The organism is Calothrix sp. 336/3, from assembly GCF_000734895.2.
Taxonomy (GTDB): domain Bacteria; phylum Cyanobacteriota; class Cyanobacteriia; order Cyanobacteriales; family Nostocaceae; genus 336-3.
This window is the reverse complement of the sequence record NZ_CP011382.1, coordinates 2,758,505-2,776,952: the sequence shown is the minus strand read 5'-3', so window position 1 is coordinate 2,776,952 and position 18,448 is coordinate 2,758,505. Positions and strand designations below refer to the sequence as shown.

Annotated in this window: 19 protein-coding genes; 10 read left to right on the top strand and 9 right to left on the bottom strand. The window is 41.2% G+C overall.

The window, feature by feature from the left end:
* Nucleotides 1–57: 57 nt before the first annotated feature.
* Together IJ00_RS28970 and IJ00_RS11730 are read right to left on the bottom strand one after the other, a co-directional pair.
* A complete protein-coding gene (locus tag IJ00_RS28970; protein ID WP_168163464.1) occupies nt 58–2,391 on the bottom strand; it encodes an AAA family ATPase in 2,334 nt (777 codons plus the stop codon).
* Entirely contained in the window at nt 2,375–3,220 is an 846-nt protein-coding gene (locus IJ00_RS11730) for an AAA family ATPase (protein ID WP_238178500.1), read from the bottom strand. The genes IJ00_RS28970 and IJ00_RS11730 overlap by 17 nt, the downstream gene beginning before the upstream one ends.
* 235 nt (nt 3,221–3,455) lie before the next feature.
* Between IJ00_RS11730 and IJ00_RS11725 the strand changes: the two genes are divergently transcribed.
* The gene (locus IJ00_RS11725; protein ID WP_035153263.1) at nt 3,456–3,710 is read left to right on the top strand and encodes a hypothetical protein; all 255 of its coding nucleotides are present in this window, start codon (nt 3,456–3,458) and stop codon (nt 3,708–3,710) included.
* A gap of 100 nt (nt 3,711–3,810) precedes the next feature.
* Here the strand turns inward: IJ00_RS11725 and IJ00_RS29675 are convergent, their stop codons facing one another.
* Nucleotides 3,811–3,987, bottom strand: coding sequence for a hypothetical protein (locus tag IJ00_RS29675; RefSeq protein WP_238178499.1), 177 nt, complete (start codon nt 3,985–3,987; stop codon nt 3,811–3,813).
* 263 nt (nt 3,988–4,250) lie between these two features.
* Here IJ00_RS29675 and IJ00_RS11720 point away from each other — a divergent pair, with 263 nt between their 5' ends.
* The 4 genes from IJ00_RS11720 to IJ00_RS11705 are packed head-to-tail and all read left to right on the top strand — an operon-like array spanning nt 4,251 to nt 6,855.
* Entirely contained in the window at nt 4,251–5,288 is a 1,038-nt protein-coding gene (locus tag IJ00_RS11720; RefSeq protein WP_035153262.1) for a methyltransferase, read from the top strand.
* A gap of 31 nt (nt 5,289–5,319) precedes the next feature.
* Entirely contained in the window at nt 5,320–6,144 is an 825-nt protein-coding gene (locus IJ00_RS11715) for an urease accessory protein UreD (RefSeq protein ID WP_238178498.1), read from the top strand.
* Nucleotides 6,145–6,156: 12 nt separating this feature from the next.
* Entirely contained in the window at nt 6,157–6,459 is a 303-nt protein-coding gene (ureA, locus tag IJ00_RS11710; RefSeq protein WP_035153259.1) for an urease subunit gamma, read from the top strand.
* A gap of 30 nt (nt 6,460–6,489) precedes the next feature.
* Nucleotides 6,490–6,855: an urease subunit beta gene (locus IJ00_RS11705; protein ID WP_035153247.1), complete on the top strand. Its 366-nt coding sequence runs from the start codon at nt 6,490–6,492 to the stop codon at nt 6,853–6,855.
* A gap of 6 nt (nt 6,856–6,861) precedes the next feature.
* On the opposite strand, the gene IJ00_RS11700 is transcribed toward IJ00_RS11705, so the two are convergent.
* A complete protein-coding gene (locus IJ00_RS11700) occupies nt 6,862–7,428 on the bottom strand; it encodes a Uma2 family endonuclease (protein WP_046814800.1) in 567 nt (188 codons plus the stop codon).
* A gap of 40 nt (nt 7,429–7,468) precedes the next feature.
* Nucleotides 7,469–8,104: a hypothetical protein gene (locus IJ00_RS11695; RefSeq protein ID WP_035153243.1), complete on the bottom strand. Its 636-nt coding sequence runs from the start codon at nt 8,102–8,104 to the stop codon at nt 7,469–7,471.
* A gap of 346 nt (nt 8,105–8,450) precedes the next feature.
* Between IJ00_RS11695 and ureC the strand changes: the two genes are divergently transcribed.
* From ureC to IJ00_RS11675, 4 genes are all read left to right on the top strand, one after another.
* Complete coding sequence (gene ureC / locus IJ00_RS11690) at nt 8,451–10,157, top strand: urease subunit alpha (protein WP_035153241.1); 1,707 nt, start codon at nt 8,451–8,453, stop codon at nt 10,155–10,157.
* A 33-nt stretch (nt 10,158–10,190) separates the two neighbouring features.
* Nucleotides 10,191–10,913 (top strand): Uma2 family endonuclease, encoded by a 723-nt coding sequence (locus IJ00_RS11685; RefSeq protein WP_035153239.1) that lies wholly within the window; start codon nt 10,191–10,193, stop codon nt 10,911–10,913.
* A gap of 134 nt (nt 10,914–11,047) precedes the next feature.
* Nucleotides 11,048–12,148 (top strand): hybrid sensor histidine kinase/response regulator, encoded by a 1,101-nt coding sequence (locus tag IJ00_RS11680; RefSeq protein ID WP_035153235.1) that lies wholly within the window; start codon nt 11,048–11,050, stop codon nt 12,146–12,148.
* A gap of 94 nt (nt 12,149–12,242) precedes the next feature.
* The gene (locus IJ00_RS11675; RefSeq protein WP_035153233.1) at nt 12,243–13,619 is read left to right on the top strand and encodes an aldehyde dehydrogenase; all 1,377 of its coding nucleotides are present in this window, start codon (nt 12,243–12,245) and stop codon (nt 13,617–13,619) included.
* Between the two features lie 11 nt (nt 13,620–13,630).
* On the opposite strand, the gene IJ00_RS11670 is transcribed toward IJ00_RS11675, so the two are convergent.
* From IJ00_RS11670 to IJ00_RS11660, 3 genes are all read right to left on the bottom strand, one after another.
* Nucleotides 13,631–14,224, bottom strand: coding sequence for a sulfite oxidase-like oxidoreductase (locus IJ00_RS11670; RefSeq protein WP_035153230.1), 594 nt, complete (start codon nt 14,222–14,224; stop codon nt 13,631–13,633).
* Between the two features lie 193 nt (nt 14,225–14,417).
* A complete protein-coding gene (gene rpmF, locus IJ00_RS11665; protein WP_035153226.1) occupies nt 14,418–14,588 on the bottom strand; it encodes a 50S ribosomal protein L32 in 171 nt (56 codons plus the stop codon).
* Between the two features lie 45 nt (nt 14,589–14,633).
* The gene (locus IJ00_RS11660; RefSeq protein ID WP_035153224.1) at nt 14,634–15,161 is read right to left on the bottom strand and encodes a hypothetical protein; all 528 of its coding nucleotides are present in this window, start codon (nt 15,159–15,161) and stop codon (nt 14,634–14,636) included.
* 323 nt (nt 15,162–15,484) lie between these two features.
* Between IJ00_RS11660 and IJ00_RS11655 the strand changes: the two genes are divergently transcribed.
* Nucleotides 15,485–17,485, top strand: coding sequence for a caspase family protein (locus IJ00_RS11655; RefSeq protein WP_035153219.1), 2,001 nt, complete (start codon nt 15,485–15,487; stop codon nt 17,483–17,485).
* Nucleotides 17,486–17,697: 212 nt separating this feature from the next.
* Here the strand turns inward: IJ00_RS11655 and IJ00_RS11650 are convergent, their stop codons facing one another.
* Complete coding sequence (locus IJ00_RS11650; RefSeq protein ID WP_035153217.1) at nt 17,698–18,069, bottom strand: Mo-dependent nitrogenase C-terminal domain-containing protein; 372 nt, start codon at nt 18,067–18,069, stop codon at nt 17,698–17,700.
* Between the last annotated feature and the right edge of the window lie 379 nt (nt 18,070–18,448).

Genomic DNA, 18,448 nt, shown 5'->3' with positions numbered 1-18,448 from the left:
AGGATAGGAGATGAAAGCAATTGACTCTATTTATTACAAAAATTCTTAAAATAATGATTAAATAAGTGCTTTTTCTGCAAACCAACGCCGAATAAACTCGACTTGGAAACAATAACCTCCACTGCTTTCCTCAATTAATTCCCGTTGCAGAAGTAATCTCACAGCACTTTGCCATGCTTGAGGAAAATGTTGTTCTATTGTTTGTTGGCTAACGATTGCCCCCTCTCCATGTGTGGCAATTAACTGTAAAATCTCTCTTTGGGTTGTATCTATTTGGTTATTTTGGATATCAGCAAAAAAGAAAGCACCCGTACTCAAGGCTTCGGGGATTGCAGTTTCTACATCTGATAAAGTTGCTAATCTTCTGATAGAAGGATCTTGTTCGTTTTTGTAAGCTACGATTTCGGCACAAATTAGTTGGACTAAGAATGGGTGACAACGAGTAATTTGTAATATTCGTTCAACTGCATTTGGTTCGTAGCGTAGAGTAAAATCTTTGACGGGACGCTCGATTAATTGCCTTGCTTCGTTTTCCTTCAGGTAGGAAATATGTACAACTTGGACGTTAATCAGATAACTTGCCCAGCGTTGATATTCTTCGATTGTGTGGGAACCTGCCAGCATCAGCTTGAACTTGGGGCGATGTTGGATCAAGTGACGCAGCATTCCCAAAACATCTTGTTCGTCGAAGCGTCCTCTGGAAATAGCATTATCTAGTACTTCAAATTCATCCAGCATTAGCAAAGCGGTATTTTCTGCTAAGGCAATTTCTACCTCATCTAGCCATTCATCAAAGTGGGTGAAGGGATCATCTTTGAGAGTTTCACGAGTGAGAGGTGGTAGATTTACAGCTTGTTTTTTGGCTGAGGTGATCATTCCTCTAGCGAGGTTGTAGAGAAAACCTGTGTAGTCAGTGGCTGATGAAGGTGCGCCCTGTAAGTCAACAAATAAGGGAATAATGGAATTGGGTAGAAGCTTTCCCAGGTTGTTGAGGAGGGAAGTTTTACCCATGCGGCGCTGTCCATAGAGTAGTAAGGGAGGGCGACGACGATCTAAGATTAATTGTTCGATGCGGGTACCAATGTCATCGCGTCCGGCAAAAACTTCTTGCTCTTGGGTGAGGGGAACGGCAAGAATGTAAGGAGAGTCAATTTCTTGGCGGAGTTCAACTTCTTTTGCCAGTTCTTCCACATAGTCAGTAGTTATTTTATGCCAACTTTTAGCGATGGGGTAGAAGCGTTTACTATATTTGTCGCTGCTGCGGATTAAATCCTGTAAGTTTGCGTTTAACCTGTCTATTACAGCTTTAAAGGCTAAACGCTGGTTGTAATTACTACGCTGATTGAGGGCAGCATCTACATCTTCACTGATGCGACTGAAGATATTTAACAGGTTGCTGATGCGACTTTCTATTTCCCTAGAAGTCAGTTTTTGATAAGTATGGCGAATATCTTCCACATTTGCACAGCATTCTAAACTCCAAGCATCTAGTTCAATTTGTGCAGCTTGTGCAGCCCTTCGCTGACGACTTGTACTGAGATAATCTATTACTGCTTGTCCTTCCTTTGGGTTACGCTTGGCTACTAGGACAATATGTTCCTCTAAACTCAGGATAGGCAAACGTTGGTGTTCGTCCCAGAAAGCGGGATGCCAAGGTAATAGACTGGATTTATTTCGAGAACGCCGTAGTTCAGCTTGATAGAGTAGGGTATTTGCTGCTAAGAGTAAGGGATATAATACTACTGGTCGCCACCAAGCCCAAGTTAATCCCAGCAAAGTACTTGTAGCAATGGCTATAGAAATAATCTGACCATTTTCAGTGTCACTATTGATAAGGATAACCATCCACCACCCCATGTTTGATAGAGCACCTGCTACTGCACCTGCTGAAGTACCAGCAATACGTTCTGTGATTACATAAGGCAAAGCAAAGAAACTGCTAATTAGACAACCGACCGCCACGCCAAAAGCCACGCCAAAAGCCACGCCGACCGCCACGCCATAAGCCACGCCTCCCGCCACGCCTCCCGCCACGCCTCCGACTATAATACCAATCAAAATACCCCCTATCTGCCTTCCCAAGGGATAGCCTGTTTTGTGTTCAGCCACGCCAAAAGCCACGCCAAAAGCCACGCCTCCCGCCACGCCAAAAGCCACGCCAAAAGCCACGCCATAAGCCACGCCATAAGCCACGCCATAAGCCACGCCATAAGCCACGCCAAAAGCCACGCCAAAAGCCACGCCATAAGCCACGCCAAAAGCCACGCCATAAGCCACGCCGACCGCCACGCCAAAAGCCACGCCAAAAGCCACGCCGACCGCTACGGTTTCGCTTGACTTGCCACTGAATAAAAGTACACAGCCAATGAGTAAGCTAGTAAGGACAGGCAAAATAATATATGCCTGGTCCGTTACTGCGGGCTAAATCAATTGGTGATTCGTGGGTTGCTAAAATAAATGCGAGATTGCCATCTGTTTGGTTAGTTGCCAAAGAACGCAATGCTTCCCAAAATTCATCGTCTAATTGAGGACAGCGTTGCAAACCTACGCCGATTTCATCAAGTAAAATAACTGTGGGATTTCGCAAGTTACCGCAAAGTAAATCCATAAAGTTCTCTAAGTTACAAGGATTAGGTTGTTGTATTCCTAGAGATTCGAGAATATAAGCCAGAAAACCTTCTCTACCTGACATTCGTGGATCTTGAAAATCTACAAAAATCCACTTATAAGTTGCAGAATTTTGTAGCCAATCAGACTTTTGATTTGGACGTAATTGTTCTATTGGGGCAGTGGTGATACTTTTGAGGTAATGCAGCAGCGAGGTTTTACCAATTCTTCTTTTACCGATAATTGCGGCATTTTGCAGGGGATGACGTTTGAGGAGGTTAAATAACCGTTTTAGTTCTTTCTCACGTCCAAAAAATTGGTGAGGTTGAGTAATCGGTAAACCTGTAATAAAAGGTGAAGTTTCGTTTTTTGTTGAAGATATTCCGTTTCCTGATTGCTTGTCAGCTATTTTTTGCCAATCACAACCCAGTTTTTCACTGATTTCAATGAAATTAAGATAGTCCACAGGTTTCCCGGCAAGGAAGTTTTTGACTGTGGAAAGCGCTAAACCAACACCGCTAGCTAAAGATTGCTGACTGGGGTAGCCATTGGCTTGTAAGGCTGACTTAACTTCTTGTATATACTCAGGGGATATTTTAAGCGATCGCGCCATTCATTTTCATCAGGAAATTACGGAACATATATGTTTTATACCAGTGAATAGCTGATTTATGGACGAGTTCCCCCTGATTCTTGTTCAACTAATACTTAACCACATACGCTAGATATTGATTTTCCCTGGATAAAAGTTGATTTACAGAGGAATTATCTCGGCTTTTCCCCAACCAAGAACTCAGCTATATCTCGTTTCTAATTGAGGTTATAGAGTTGATGACAAAAATAAAATCATGCGTAAACAAAATATTTCCCCTGCTTTCTTGTTAGTTTTCTCCACTGTTGTATCTCTGACTCTTGTCTCTGGCAGCACTTCATTGTGGTTGTCGTCTCAACCCCAGTTATCAGAATATCAGGTACGAACATTAGAAAATTTTACTGCAACATGGCAGACAGGAATCGGTGCTATTTTCGGTTTATTGGGTGGTAAAGCGGCTGAATTGTTAGATTCTGAAGGAGAGGATGAAGACGATGATGAATCTTTGTAAGCAACTCTAAATCTCGGTTTCTAGTTTCAAATTGTAACTGCCTAGTTAGCAGGGTCAGATGTAAAGAAAACAGGAATACTGCCTTGTAGTGCATCAATAATCACTGACAAGAGATTAAAACCCTGCTTGGATGCAGTAGAAAGAAAAGAACGAATATTGGCAAATGAAACTGCATTGGAGAACGAGCGGAAACCACCCAAAATGTTCTGCTTACATTCATCATCCGCAGGTCTCTTTCGGCTTGATTACTAGTAAATAGAACATTTTTGTCGGTCAAAAACCTTCAAACATCTTTTGTCCTGCACCGAGATTAATTTTATTATAAGTCTGGAATTTAAATATCTACGATTGACTGCATTTATATCTATCTGATAATTTAGATTTTTATATTTCTCTAGATTATAGTGAATAATTAAATACTATAGAGTAACCCTAGGAAAGATATTTTTTGTAACATCTACCCTGGGATAGTTGTTAAAATAAATTTCATGATGAGAAGTTAGATAAAATCTTTGCTAGCAGTCAGTTAGACAATTTACCATGACTCAAAGTATACAAGCTCCGGTCGTAGGTGACATTCCATTGCAAGTAGTTTTGATGCAGATGGTTACTAGTAATTGGGTCTCACAGTCAGTATATGCTGCTGCTAAACTGGGGATAGCAGATTTACTGAAAGATGGTAATAAAAATTACTATGAATTAGCAGAGGCGACAAAAACTCATCCTCGCTCTCTGTATCGTTTATTACGTGCTTTGGCAAGTGTGGGAGTATTCGCAGAAACTGAAACAGGTTATTTTACTTTGACTCCCTTAGCCAATTATTTGCGTAGCGACATTTCTGAATCTTTGCGAGCAATGGCAATAATGAACGGTGAGGAGCAGTATCATGCCTGGGGCAACTTACTGTATAGTTTACAGACTGGTGAGAATACATTTAAGCATTTATACGGTAGTGAGTTATTTGATTGGTTTAATCAAAATCCGCCTCAGGCAAAAATTTTTGATGATGCAATGACGAGTTATTCGGTAGTACAGAATCCTGGAGTTGTTGCTGGGTATGATTTTTCGGGAATTAAAACCTTAGTTGATGTCGCTGGTGGACATGGGAAGTTACTAACGGATATCCTCAAGGATAATCCACGGATGCAAGGTATTCTATTTGACCAAGAATCAGTGATAGAGGGAGCAAAATCGTTTATCGCTGGTTCTGAAGTTGGCGATCGCTGTACCTTAGTGAGTGGTGATTTTTTTGAGTCTGTTCCTAGTGGGGGAGATGCATACATTCTCAAGATGATTATCCATGATTGGAGTGATGAGCTAGCAATTAAAATTTTAAAAAATTGCCGTACCGTGATGCCAAAGGATGGCAAACTTTTAATAGTAGAGCAGGTAGTTCCTCCAGGAAATCAAGCATCTTTTAGTAAGTTTCTCGATTTACATATGTTATTGATGTGTGAAGGGGGTTGCGAACGTACAGAGGAGGAATTTCAAGTTCTTTTAGAAAAAGCAGGATTTCAGATGACAAGAATTGTTCCTCTGGAATCTGTAATGAGTGTGGTGGAAGCAATTCCTATTTAGTTAAATTATCTGAATTTGAGTGGATAAATCTTTGAATAGTTGGCATGGCAAACTGCATTTAACCTATGGTTCTCATGGGGGAAAAACTCAATTAGTTTCTAGCCAGAATCAAGCACCTTTAAAGGTACAACGTCCATTTTACCCAGAAGGTGAGGCAGTTTGTCATAGCATTATCTTACATACTGCTGGGGGTGTGGTAGGTGGCGATCGCCTTTCAACCAATATCCATCTCCAACCCCAATCTCAAGTATTGTTAACCACCGCAGCCGCCAGTAAAATTTATAAAAGTAATGGTTTACAGGCTAGACAAGATGTCACAATTCACATTGATAGTCACGCTTGTTTAGAATATTTACCTCAAGAAACAATAGTTTTTAATTCTGCAAATTATCGTCAAGATGTCCGCATTCACCTAGCTGTTGATGCAAGTTTTCTGGGGTGGGAAATTACCCGTTTTGGGCGCACTGCTAGAAATGAACAATTTATACAAGGTGAGTGGCGTAACTACACTGAAATTTGGCGAGATAATCAACCTTTGTGGATTGATAGACAATATTTACCAGGTGATATGGCAGTTTTCCATAGTCCCCACGGTTTAAATAGTCAGGCGATTGCAGGTAGTTTTATATACCTTGGCAAGCAAATTTCACCGCAGTTAATCACCCAAATCAGGCAGATGTGGGGAGAAAATTCTCCATCAGCAGTTGGTGTGACAGCTTTGGAACATGGATTTTTGTGTCGATACCGTGGAAATTCTACCTCTGAGGTGCGAAACTGGTTTATCAGTGTGTGGCAATTATTACGGCAATCTATTGGCAATCGTGGTAATTGTGTACCGAGAGTTTGGCAGATTTAACAGCATAGCACCATGCAATTGACACCCCAAGAGAAGGATAAACTACTGATTTTTACTGCTGCTTTGGTTGCGGAAAGGCGTAAACAAAGGGGTTTAAAATTAAATTATCCAGAAGCTGTGGCTTACATTTCTGCGGCAATTTTAGAAGGTGCGAGGGATGGTAGAACCGTGGCAGAATTGATGAGCTATGGTACTACTTTATTGACTCACGATGAAGTGATGGTAGGTGTACCAGAGATGATTCACGAGGTACAGGTAGAAGCGACTTTTCCTGATGGTACTAAGTTGGTGACGGTACATAATCCCATTCGGTAGGTATTAGCTATATGGTTAGAGGGGGGAATGATGATACCAGGTGAATATATTGTGGCGGATGGCGAAATTGAATTAAATGCAGGCAGGGAAACTGTAAAATTATTAGTAGCAAATAGTGGCGATCGCCCAATTCAAGTCGGTTCCCATTTCCACTTTTTTGAAGTTAATTCCGCACTGCAATTTCCCAGAGAATCTGCGAGGGGAATGCGTTTAGATATTCCTGCGGGTACTGCTGTCAGATTTGAACCGGGAGATGAAAAGGAAATCACCCTTGTTCCTTTGGTGGGTTCCCGACAGGTATACGGTTTCAATGGGTTAATTAATGATAGTTTAGAAGCTGATAAAAATTTTGGGAAGAAGGGAAAAGACAAGCAGAAAGAAAAGAAGAAAAAGTAAATAGCCTTATTTAAAATTTACTTGGCGATACAAATCTTTAACATATATGGAGAAACCCAAAGTTTCCAGGGTTAATTTGTCTTCAGGGGTATAGCTAGAATATATCCATAATCCTTGCTCACCTCTACGAAAACAATCCACACAAATTTCTTCTGATGCGATCAGGATATATTCTTTTAGGGTGGGAATTTGTCGATAGCGAGCAAATTTTTTACCTCTATCAAAGGTTTCCGTGGAAGGGGATAAAACTTCGATAATTAAACAAGGATATTGTACCAAGTCGTTAGACTCCCTATCCCTAGCATCACAGGTGACGACAACATCAGGATAATGGTAGGAATTGAGGGCAGAAATTTGCACCTTCACATCATTGATATAGACATCACAACCCTTTCCTGCGAGGAATGTATCTAGGGATGTCGCAAAATTGAGAGCAATCCGATTATGGGGTTTTGTTCCCCCTGTCATTGCCCAAACTTCTCCATCAATATACTCATACCTGAGTTCCTGATTGGCTTCCCATTCTAGGTACTCTTGTCTCGTCATATGGGGAAATTGAGGATTAGCGACCATAGGATGGAGTTTGGCTAAGACAATGTGTCTGTATATAATTTTAACCGAATTCGGGCGACTTTTGATGGATTAATTCTAATTCTCGGCGACATTGTAGAAAAATGTAGTGAATAGCAGCAAATAACTGTTCTAAATCAGATAAAGTGTAAGAGGTGACTTCTTTAGTAAAAATATTTTCTCTCAACTTACCAAACTGCCAAAATTGACCATTAGTGACAATACCAAAAATATTCTGTGTTGGAATCTGATTAATCTTTTGAATTGCTACTATTTCTGCTAAACATTGTCCCCATCCTTTAATAAAGTCATCTTTTTTGGCTTCTACCGCGACTAAAAATGGTTGAGAAAAAATTTCTTTTCCTAGGGGAGATTTTTGAGCAATGATATAATCTGGAGTCCCTGACAACTTTTCATCAAAGTTTAATTGCTTATGACTCCACAAAGTAAAGTATTCACAATGACTGCGGTAAATTTCTTTGAGACTAGGAAATATAATTGCTTCACAAATAGCAGATTCTGACTCTTCCCAGGTTAGTGCTTTGAGAGAAAAATCTAAGTCTTCTCGAAAGCTCTCACGAATAGGGATATGTGTTTCAATGATAAATTTTTCAGTGCAAGATGTAATCCGATATTCTTGCAAAACCTCAGCAATATTTTTGTAGGAATCGAAAGACATTAGCCGCTCCTTGAATTCCCTATTAATATATCTATTTTATAACGATGAGATAGGATAGATATTTTGATGTTTTCATTTTAAATATATAGCTATCATATCTCAGATTTGTTCAGGAACCACAAACAGAAAAGATTCGAGATGAGCCAGCTATTGGGAATGTTACCAAAATCCAGGGTTATAAATCTTTTCCATTTCGGCAATCTCGCAATCTAGAGTTATAAACCACGGTTCTCAAAATAGATGAGGTTTAGCTTTGAGTTGTAAATATAAATTTATACAAAATTTCTCTTCTCTAACTCAAATTTCCGGAAAAATAGTCATAGCAATATCAGCCTAGGAGTGTATTATGCCTTACCGAATGTCTCGCCGTGCCTATGCAGAAACCTATGGTCCCACGGTTGGTGATAAAATTCGTCTCGCAGACACAGAACTTTTCATTGAGGTAGAGCGGGATTTTACAACCTACGGTGATGAGGTAAAATTCGGTGGTGGTAAGGTAATTCGGGATGGGATGGGACAATCGCCAATTTCCCAGGCTGATGGTGCGGTAGACTTGGTGATTACTAATGCTTTAATTCTCGATTGGTGGGGTGTTGTCAAAGCCGATATCGGGATTAAGGATGGGAAAATATTTCAGATTGGCAAAGCAGGAAATCCCTATATTCAGGACAATATAGATATTATTATCGGTCCGGGTACGGAAGCGATCGCCGGGGAGGGAATGATTTTGACTGCGGGAGGTATTGATACTCATATTCATTTTATCTGCCCCCAGCAAATTGAAGTAGCGATCGCCTCTGGAATTACCACAATGATTGGTGGTGGTACGGGACCTGCTACTGGTACAAATGCTACAACTTGCACCCCAGGACCATGGAATATTTACCGAATGTTACAAGCGGCTGATGCTTTTCCGGTAAATTTGGGTTTTCTGGGTAAAGGCAATACCAGTCAACCCCAGGGCTTAATTGAACAGGTTTTAGCTGGGGCAATTGGTTTGAAACTCCATGAGGATTGGGGTACAACCCCAGCAACTATTGATACCTGTTTGACAGTGGCAGATGAATACGATGTGCAGGTAGCAATTCATACTGATACTTTGAATGAAGCGGGATTTGTGGAAGATACGATCGCCGCTTTTAAAAATCGAGTCATTCACACCTACCATACCGAAGGCGCAGGGGGAGGACACGCACCAGATATTATCAAGGTATGTGGAGAAGGGAACGTTTTACCATCCTCAACTAATCCTACCCGTCCCTACACAGTCAATACCCTGGATGAACACCTGGATATGTTGATGGTGTGTCATCACCTTGACCCTAGTATCCCAGAAGATGTGGCATTTGCTGAATCTCGTATCCGTCGCGAAACCATTGCTGCGGAGGATATTTTGCATGATTTAGGTGCTTTTAGTATGATTTCCTCCGATTCCCAGGCGATGGGTAGGGTAGGCGAGGTAATAATTAGAACATGGCAGACTGGACATAAAATGAAAGTGCAACGGGGAAGCCTTCCAGGGGATAGTACCGCCGACAATTTGCGAGCTAAAAGATATGTCGCTAAATATACAATCAATCCGGCGATCGCCCACGGAATAGCTGATTATGTCGGTTCTGTAGAGGTAGGAAAATTGGCAGATTTATGTTTGTGGCAACCGGCATTTTTTGGTGTCAAACCAGAGATGGTGATTAAGGGGGGAATGATTGCCTGGGCACAGATGGGTGATGCTAATGCTAGTATTCCTACACCCCAACCTGTACATATGCGCCCCATGTTTGCCAGTTTTGCAGGTGCGCGTCATGCAACTTCCCTGACTTTCCTTTCCCATGCAGCTTTGAGACGGGAAATTCCGGAACAATTGGGGTTGCGCAAACAAGCTGTACAGGTTTCGGGAATTCGTCAATTGACAAAAAGGGATATGAAATTAAATGATGCCATGCCACACATAGAAGTGGATGCGGAAACCTATGAAGTGCGTGCAGATGGGGAATTGTTAACTTGTGAACCCGCAACGATTTTACCCATGGCACAAAGATATTTCTTGTTTTAGATTATTATCAAGCACCATTGGGGAGGCTTGTTCATGTTAGCCCATTCCTATCAAGTTACCTGGGAAAAGTTGCCCGATGATTTTGTCTTAGATGATCAGCCAGTGGATAATATTAATCAGCCTCTGTTAGCAGCTGCGTTAACGGAAAGTTTGGAATTGGCAGGTAAGTTACCAACTACTAGTCTTGCTACTACCAATTATGGTATTTGTGCCACCTTGAATAATCAGCTGGTGATTAAAGCACCGGATTGGGGTTATGTACCATCAATTCGTGTACCACGGGATGAGGTGATTCGTAGTTACACACCCCAACTGCAAGGAGATATTCCGGCGATCGTCATGGAATTTATTTCCGATACTGAAGGTACGGAATATTCTAGTAAACCAACCTACCCACCGGGAAAGTGGTTTTTCTACGAAAAAATCCTCAAAGTTCCCAATTATGCCATTTTTAGCCCTGATACGGGAGTATTGGAAGTCTATCAATTGGATGATTTAGATAACTACCAATTACTTCCTGCAGATGACAATCAACGTTATTGGATTGCCCCAATGCAGCTATTTCTGGGTGTGTGGGCTGGTATGCGCGAAAATCGTAGTGGTTACTGGTTACGGTGGTGGGATGAGCAGGGAAATTTATTACTCTGGGGTGGGGAGTTAGCAAATCAGGAAAGACAACGAGCAGAAGTTGAAAGACAACGAGCAGAACGTTTGCTGCAACAATTACGAGATGCGGGAATTGAACCGAATCTTTAACCTGATATGGGTGATGTGATGAAAAATATTTAATTAATTATTTCCAGTCCCAAATTGAGTCACAATCGTGGAAGAGCCGGCTGATTCAGGCAAGCTTCTAATTTGATATTCATCAAATCTCTTCCTAGGACTGCATGATTTCACCATCACCTCACCCTGACAAAATTCTCGTTGTCGATGATTCTCCCGATAACGTCTTTCTGATCAAAACCATCCTAGAGGAGGAAGGATATGTTGTGGCAACTGCGGAAAATGGACATCGGGCTTTAGCCCAGGTTGCTGCATCTAATTTTGATTTGGTGCTGCTGGATTTGATGATGCCAGGAATGGATGGTTACGAAGTTACAAAAAATATCCGGGGAAATACGAGTTTACCTTTCACGCCGATTCTGCTGATTACTGCCCACGATTCGCCCAATGTCGCCCAGGGATTAGATTTGGGAGCAGATGATTTCATTCGCAAACCCGTCACAGTCGATGAGTTACTAGCAAGGGTGCGCTCTTTATTACGCTTAAAACACAGTATCGATGAACGTGATGAAATTGCCCGTCAACGACAGGATTTTGTCTCCCGTCTCACCCACGATTTACGTACACCCCTAGTTGCCGCAGAAAGAATGCTCGATCTATTGCAGCAGGGAGCTTTGGGGGAATTGTCACCGCAGATGCAGGAGATAATTACCATTATGGGACGTAGTAATAGTAACTTGCTGGCAATGGTAAATACCCTCTTAGAAGTTTATCGTTTTGAGGCAGGACGTAAAAATCTAGCTTTTTTCCCCGTGGATTTATCCCAGCTCCTCACGGAAGTTGCTGGAGAATTGGCAACCCTAGGAGAACAAAAAGGATTAAAAATTATTACGGATTTTTCTGAAAGTGCTACAGATATGAAAATAATGGGCGATCGCCTAGAATTACATCGTCTGTTTACTAATTTAGTGGGGAATGCGATTAAATTTACAGATAGTGGTTTTATTCAAATTTGTCTAATTCCTGGCAGTACAGATAATTTTTTGACTGTAAAGGTAATTGATACAGGTTGTGGTATTTCCGAGCAAGAGCAAAACTCTTTATTTGAAAGATTCCGTTCAGGAAGTCATAAGGGTTCTGGTAGTGGTTTAGGATTATACCTGTCTCGCAGAATTGTGGAAGCCCATCAAGGTATGATTCAGGTGAGTTCGGAATTAGGTAAGGGCAGCATTTTTACTGTCACTTTGCCGAAAAAACAAGCATAGTTATTAAATTTTAGAAATCGCTAAATACTAGACTATTAATAATTAAAAATTTGATTTCACATATATTTGATAGTTGCAAATTTAGATAATTTTTATGATTTCTCAAGTTGAAATTACTGGAATTATTCAAAATCAGAAAAAGTTCTTCTCAACTAATCAAAGCAAAAATCTTGAATTTCGTATCCATCAATTAAAAACATTAAAAAAATTAATTATTAACCATGAGTCAGAAATTATCCAAGCCCTGCAAACTGATTTAGGTAAACCGTTTTATGAAGCTTTTGGAACGGAGATTTTTGTCTTATTAACAGAGATTAATTATGTCCTCAAAAATCTTCGTAAATGGGTAAAACCTCAATCAGTTTCAATACCTCTACAATTTCTACCAGGAAGGGGAAAAATTATCCCAGAACCCCTTGGAGTTGTTTTAATTATTTCTCCTTGGAATTACCCTTTACAGTTAGTAATTGCTCCTTTAATTGGGGCGATCGCCGCCGGAAATTGTGCAATTATCAAACCTTCAGAAGTTGCTGCGGCTACTTCTCAATTAATTGCTCGCTTAATTTCTGAATATTTTGCCCATGACTATATTACTGTCATTACAGGTGGTGTAGAAACAACTCAAGCATTATTAACAGAAAAATTTGACCATATCTTTTTTACTGGGGGGGCTGCCGTTGGTAAAATTATTATGGCTGCTGCCGCAAAGCATTTGACTCCCGTCACCTTAGAATTGGGTGGTAAAAGTCCTTGTATTGTCGATCATGATATTAATTTAGAAGTGACCGCTAGACGAATTCTTTGGGGTAAGTTTCTCAATTGTGGGCAAACTTGTTTAGCACCAGATTATTTGTTAGTAGATGCCAGAATTAAAGCAGATTTAATCTCGGAATTCCGGAAGTGCTTACGGGAATTTTACGGTGAAAATCCAGTTAATAGTCCAGATTATGGTCGAATAATTAATCAAGCACGCTTTGATAAATTACTGCATCTTCTGGAATCTACTGAAATAATTATGGGAGGAGAAAATAATCCTCAAGAGCGTTATATTGCTCCCACTATTGTGAACAATGTCCGTTGGGATCATCCTTTGATGCAGGAAGAAATATTTGGTCCTATTTTACCAATTATCGAATATACCAATATCTCCGAGGCGATCGCCCACATTAATTCCCAACCTCAACCCTTAGCTTTATACCTGTTCTCCCATCAAAAAAGCCTGCAAGAACAAGTATTAACAACTACTTCTTCCGGTGGTGTCTGTATCAATGACACCATTCTCCATAGGGGTGTACCCACTTTACCCTTCGGTGGTGTAAGTAATAGTGGTATCGGTAGTTACCACGGAAAATTTAGCTTTGACCGATTTTCTCACCATAAAAGTGTGTTCCAAAACCCTGTTTGGTTGGATTTAAAATGGCGCTACGCACCCTATGCAGGTAAGATAGGATTTTTGCGGCGCTTCCTTTAAGGTATAAACTACTACAAACTATATCTTTCTTCTGCCCAGGGTTCACCACGATGGTGATAACCATTGCGCTCCCAAAAACCTGACTCTTCTCGCTGCAAAAATTCTAAACCATTAATCCACTTCGCACTTTTCCAAGCATATAAATGGGGGACTACTAACCGCAGGGGACCCCCGTGTTCTACTGGTAAGGGTTCACCGAAGAGTTGGAAGGCAAAGAAATTCTCTTCTTTGATTAAGTCTGCCAGGGGAATATTTGTGGTGTAACCGCCATAACAATGTTGCATAACATGGGCAGCTTGGGGATCAACTTCAATCAGTTGCATCAAGTCAGTGACTTTTATACCTGTCCATTTGACATCGAGTTTTGACCATCTAGTTACACAGTGAAAATCTGCGGTAAATTCGTGGTGAGGCAATGCCATGAAATCATCCCACCTCAATACCTTGGGTGTTGCTAAACCCCAAATCCGAAATTCCCACTCTTCGATACTGATTTGCGGAGCAGCACCATAGGTCATAATAGGGAAACCTTTGGTGAGATGCTGACCTGGAGGGACTCGATCATTTTCTCCCGGTGCAGGTTTTTGGAAGAATTTTCCCAGCATAATTTTCAGAAATAATTAGTCAGAAATATTTTTGAGAGTGAAATGTGCGAATGGGAGGAAAAATCTTTGCCTATTTGATATTTTGGCGGTTGATTTTTCTCCATTTCTAATTCTCAACCCTTAATTATAAAATCTTGTATTAATGGCTAAAAGCTCATCACTCAGAGTCCGCAATTAGCCATTAGAAACACAATTACTCTTCCTCTTCCTCTTCCGCAGTTGGATAGACAAAGGTGGAACGTCCAGTCAAAATGGATTTGCCTAAAGACAAAGCTTTTTCTGCTTGGACAACAGCTTTGTGTCTCCAGGTAGCACGACGCTTGTCGCGCTTGGATTTGGAAGTTTTCTTCTTAGGGACAGCCATAGTAGCGGATCACGCAATTTTTGACAACCTTTTTATTCTAAGCTATTAACGCGCCGATGGTGGTGCTGGTGGTGCAGTAAAGGTTTTGGGAATATTTATTTCTGGCTGATTTGCTGGGGGTGTTGCTACTGGGGGTGTTGTCACTGGGAGAGTTTCTGCTGGCACAGATTGAACAAAATTGTTGCCAAAATACAACAAAGAACGGGCACTTTTATAATATTTTGCCCAACGCTGGGGGTCTGGACGCGATCGCCACTGCTGACGACTGACCACTAATTCTAAAACTGGCGCGATCGCTCCATAGTTTTGAGCGGATATCATCACTGATACATCTGATACCAAAATATCTTGGTCAAAACTGCGTTGGGCTGCGGCTCTGGCGGCAGCTTCTGCCCTTCTGAGAAGGGTTTCATAGTTTTCTTGGGGTAAGCGGTCAAGAGCTAGATCGACTCTAGCTGTATAAGCTCTTACTACTTGAGGAGCAATAGTCTCCGTAACCAACCACAGGGGAGCGGCAATTCCTAACAAAACTATCACCTGAGCTATCCGGATTTTCCCTCCCACCATCAGCATAGATTGTATGAGCCTTGGAAATATATTGTTCGCTTCTCTTAAAATCCTGCTCCATGACTGATAATTACAACTCCTCATAAAAACTCCTCAAAATGGTCAAATGACGAAAAGTATTTTCTGGAAAAATAAAGGTCATAAAAATTACATTTAACGTGAGATATGAGCAGGGATTGAATAAACTGGAAATGGGGAATCCCTTTCCCTACCCCCAGTTTCTATTCCATAGCCCGTTTCTCACGGATGAAACACTAGGTTAGCTTTGATTCTTGGTGAAAGCCAACCGCAATTACAGGGACATATTTATATAATTGGCAGAGAGTGCGATGGCAAACAATTGGGCGATCGCTATAGGCATTAATCAATATCAATTTTTTCAAGGTTTGGGGTGCGCTCAAGCTGATGCTGAAGCGTTAAAAGACTTTTTAGTAATTGAAGCTGGTTTTTTACAACAACAGTGTTTGTTAATGACAGACACCTCCGCACCCCTAGGAGATAGATCAACCTATCCCACCAAGGAAAATATCCTGTTGCTCATTGAAGATTTGGCGGCTGCTTGCTGGCAACCAGGAGACAGACTATGGTTTTTGTTTAGTGGCTATGGTGTCAACTACCAAGGGCAAGATTATCTTATGCCCATTGAAGGTAAGGCAAACGCGATTGCAGAGACTGGAATTGAAGTGCGATCGCTAATGCAATCTCTCCAAGTTACATCTGTGGAAGTAATTCTCCTACTAGATATTAACCGTGTCTTTGCTAGCCAAGGACATACCCCCGTAGGACAGGAAACTATCGAACTTGCCCAGGAATTACAAATACCGACAATCCTATCTTGTCAACCGGAACAATATTCCCATGAAAGTGCAGAGTTAGGTCATGGGTTTTTTACCTCTGCTCTGTTAGAAGCTTTACGCTCTGGGAATGGAAATACCCTCATCGATTTAGAGCGCTATTTAAGTATTCGCACTCCTGAATTATGCCAACATTACTGGCGACCTACACAAAATCCTGTCACCATTGTTCCTTATCGAGATACGGTAAGCTCTCACTCTCATAACAAGTTGGATTGGATTTCTGAACTTAGTCATGATGATATCTATGCAGCTGCCCTACCATCTCCTAATGCACAGAATCATTTCCCCCAAAAATACAGTGCATGGCATCAAGTTGCAGAAACTAGACAACCAGAAATCACTAGTATTTATACTGAAGATAAACCAGAAGAGGTTATAGATAAAACTAGTGCCACTAATCCAGTAGCAACTTCCACACCATCTTCTATCAGCCGCCTCCAAAATCGTGTCAGTCAAATATTTGACCGAGCTTCCCTGTGGCAGCCATTCATTATTTGGGGAGCCAGTACTACCCTTGCCTTGGGTTTAATTTCTGTTATCTATTTCCGTAGCAATTCTCCCGAAAGTAAAAGTCAGACTAGTTCCCAGATCGCCAATCTCAACAATCAAAGTCGGGCGCAGGTTGCACCACCAACACCAAAAACTCTCTCTAGGGATGTTCGGGAACAAATGCAGCCAATATCTCCAGATGTTCCAACCATTGATACTAAAGAAAGTCCCACTATTACTCCTAAAGCCTTAGCATCATTTGATACTCCACCCCCTCCCCCCTCATCCCCAGAATCGCCGATCGCGCCACCACCACCAACAGCTTCACCCTCTCCGCAGGTGACGGTAACAACTACCTCCAAACCTGCCACGGCAGAGCAGGAGCAACGGAACCAAAGTATACTAAAGACTGCGGCTTCCATGGTGAATGACAATCAAGCAAGTAATGTTCAAGAGGCGATCGCCATTGCCAAGCAAATCAAACCTGGTGAACCTTTATACCAAGAAGCCCAAGGGCAAATTCTGGCTTGGAATCAGAAGATTCTCCAAATCGCTAATAACCGAGCTAAACAAGGTAAATATTCCAGCGCGATCGCTGCTGCTAAGTTGATTACTAGTGATAATCCCACTCACTCCCCAGCACAAACAGCTATTCAAAAATGGCGACAACAAGCGAAACAACATTTAAGTAATAAAACTGTTCTGGAAGCAGCAAATTTGCTAATTGAGCCAGGGCAAGCTTCTAGTTACAATCGTGCCATTGAAGTGGCGAAAAAGGTTCCACAGGATGAACCTGGTTTCCCTGCTGCTCAAAAATCTATCAATCAATGGAGTGAAAAAATCCTGGATATCGCGAAAAAACGCGCCTCTAAGGGAGAATATAAAACTGCTATCAATACTGCCAAGCTCGTACCGGAAGGCACAACATCTCACAAAAAAGCCCAACAAGCTATGGAAAAATGGCAGAAAAAAACTCGTAACTAGCAGCAATTAAGACATTAAACTTTTTGCACAAATAGAATTTGGCTTTTTAGTTAGGTAAAGGGAAAAAGGTTAAGCGAATTATCTTAATCTTTCCCCTTTTCCATGGCTTCTGTTATCAGTCTCATAGTTAGCAGTCAAAAATCAAGGTTTTTGAGATTTTTGACTATTTACCATGGACAGATAAACAGAAAAGTTTTACCAATCTCAGGAATTTAACAATACATCGTCACATCTTCGCCACATTCATCGGCAAGATAGCACAATGCTCGAAATCGTAAACCTACCACTTCCTCATACAAAGGATTAAGTTTGCACATAGGTGGAATGTGAAATAAGGTTTTACCAAATAACTTCACATCACGCTCAAAAGGACATTGAGCAGGAATTACTTGGCAAAGACGGTGAGCAAGTTGGCGATCGCTAACCTGCACGCTGTCTATTTTCTGTCGCAAAGGTTGGAGAATATCAAAACGAAATCTTTGCTGCCGAGGTTGGGTAATCTGAGTTTCACTAACTTCGGTGGAATTGATAGATACCCAACTGGTGAGAAAAATTCTGTGCTTGGTATTGTGAAATACCTTCATGGTTCACTCCTCGTTTTTGCTGGAGGGTATTGAACTGCCTGCTGAAAATCTACAGGCTCATAACAACGTTTCCCGGAAGAATCTAACTTTGACTAAGATGCTTTGTTAATGATTACCGAACCACTGGCATCTAAATCTACTGACTCATAGGTCAAGTTAACCGCAATTTTTCCATCTCTGGTAGTGTAATCAAGCTATTTTGTTCATAACTTGACATACTTAAAATTTCAATAAAGTCATCCATCTATAGACAGATATACTTTAACACTTTCAGGAAAATTTGGGGAAAGTTTTCAGATTAGCAGTTCAATAGGTGGTTTTTCCCCTTGCAGTAGACGCTGAGTTTAAGCTAGCGTTCCCACAAGTGGTGATAAAAACT

Excerpts from the sequence above, each read along its gene's own strand:
- IJ00_RS11730 (WP_238178500.1), bottom strand. The coding sequence starts at position 3,220 with ATGGCGCGATCGCTTAAAATATCCCCTGAGTATATACAAGAAGTTAAG.
- IJ00_RS11725 (WP_035153263.1), top strand. The coding sequence starts at position 3,456 with ATGCGTAAACAAAATATTTCCCCTGCTTTCTTGTTAGTTTTCTCCACT.
- IJ00_RS11720 (WP_035153262.1), top strand. The coding sequence starts at position 4,251 with ATGACTCAAAGTATACAAGCTCCGGTCGTAGGTGACATTCCATTGCAA.
- ureA (WP_035153259.1), top strand. The coding sequence starts at position 6,157 with ATGCAATTGACACCCCAAGAGAAGGATAAACTACTGATTTTTACTGCT.
- IJ00_RS11705 (WP_035153247.1), top strand. The coding sequence starts at position 6,490 with ATGATACCAGGTGAATATATTGTGGCGGATGGCGAAATTGAATTAAAT.
- IJ00_RS11700 (WP_046814800.1), bottom strand. The coding sequence starts at position 7,428 with ATGGTCGCTAATCCTCAATTTCCCCATATGACGAGACAAGAGTACCTA.
- IJ00_RS11695 (WP_035153243.1), bottom strand. The coding sequence starts at position 8,104 with ATGTCTTTCGATTCCTACAAAAATATTGCTGAGGTTTTGCAAGAATAT.
- ureC (WP_035153241.1), top strand. The coding sequence starts at position 8,451 with ATGCCTTACCGAATGTCTCGCCGTGCCTATGCAGAAACCTATGGTCCC.
- IJ00_RS11685 (WP_035153239.1), top strand. The coding sequence starts at position 10,191 with ATGTTAGCCCATTCCTATCAAGTTACCTGGGAAAAGTTGCCCGATGAT.
- IJ00_RS11680 (WP_035153235.1), top strand. The coding sequence starts at position 11,048 with ATGATTTCACCATCACCTCACCCTGACAAAATTCTCGTTGTCGATGAT.
- IJ00_RS11675 (WP_035153233.1), top strand. The coding sequence starts at position 12,243 with ATGATTTCTCAAGTTGAAATTACTGGAATTATTCAAAATCAGAAAAAG.
- IJ00_RS11670 (WP_035153230.1), bottom strand. The coding sequence starts at position 14,224 with ATGCTGGGAAAATTCTTCCAAAAACCTGCACCGGGAGAAAATGATCGA.
- rpmF (WP_035153226.1), bottom strand. The coding sequence starts at position 14,588 with ATGGCTGTCCCTAAGAAGAAAACTTCCAAATCCAAGCGCGACAAGCGT.
- IJ00_RS11660 (WP_035153224.1), bottom strand. The coding sequence starts at position 15,161 with ATGCTGATGGTGGGAGGGAAAATCCGGATAGCTCAGGTGATAGTTTTG.
- IJ00_RS11655 (WP_035153219.1), top strand. The coding sequence starts at position 15,485 with ATGGCAAACAATTGGGCGATCGCTATAGGCATTAATCAATATCAATTT.
- IJ00_RS11650 (WP_035153217.1), bottom strand. The coding sequence starts at position 18,069 with ATGAAGGTATTTCACAATACCAAGCACAGAATTTTTCTCACCAGTTGG.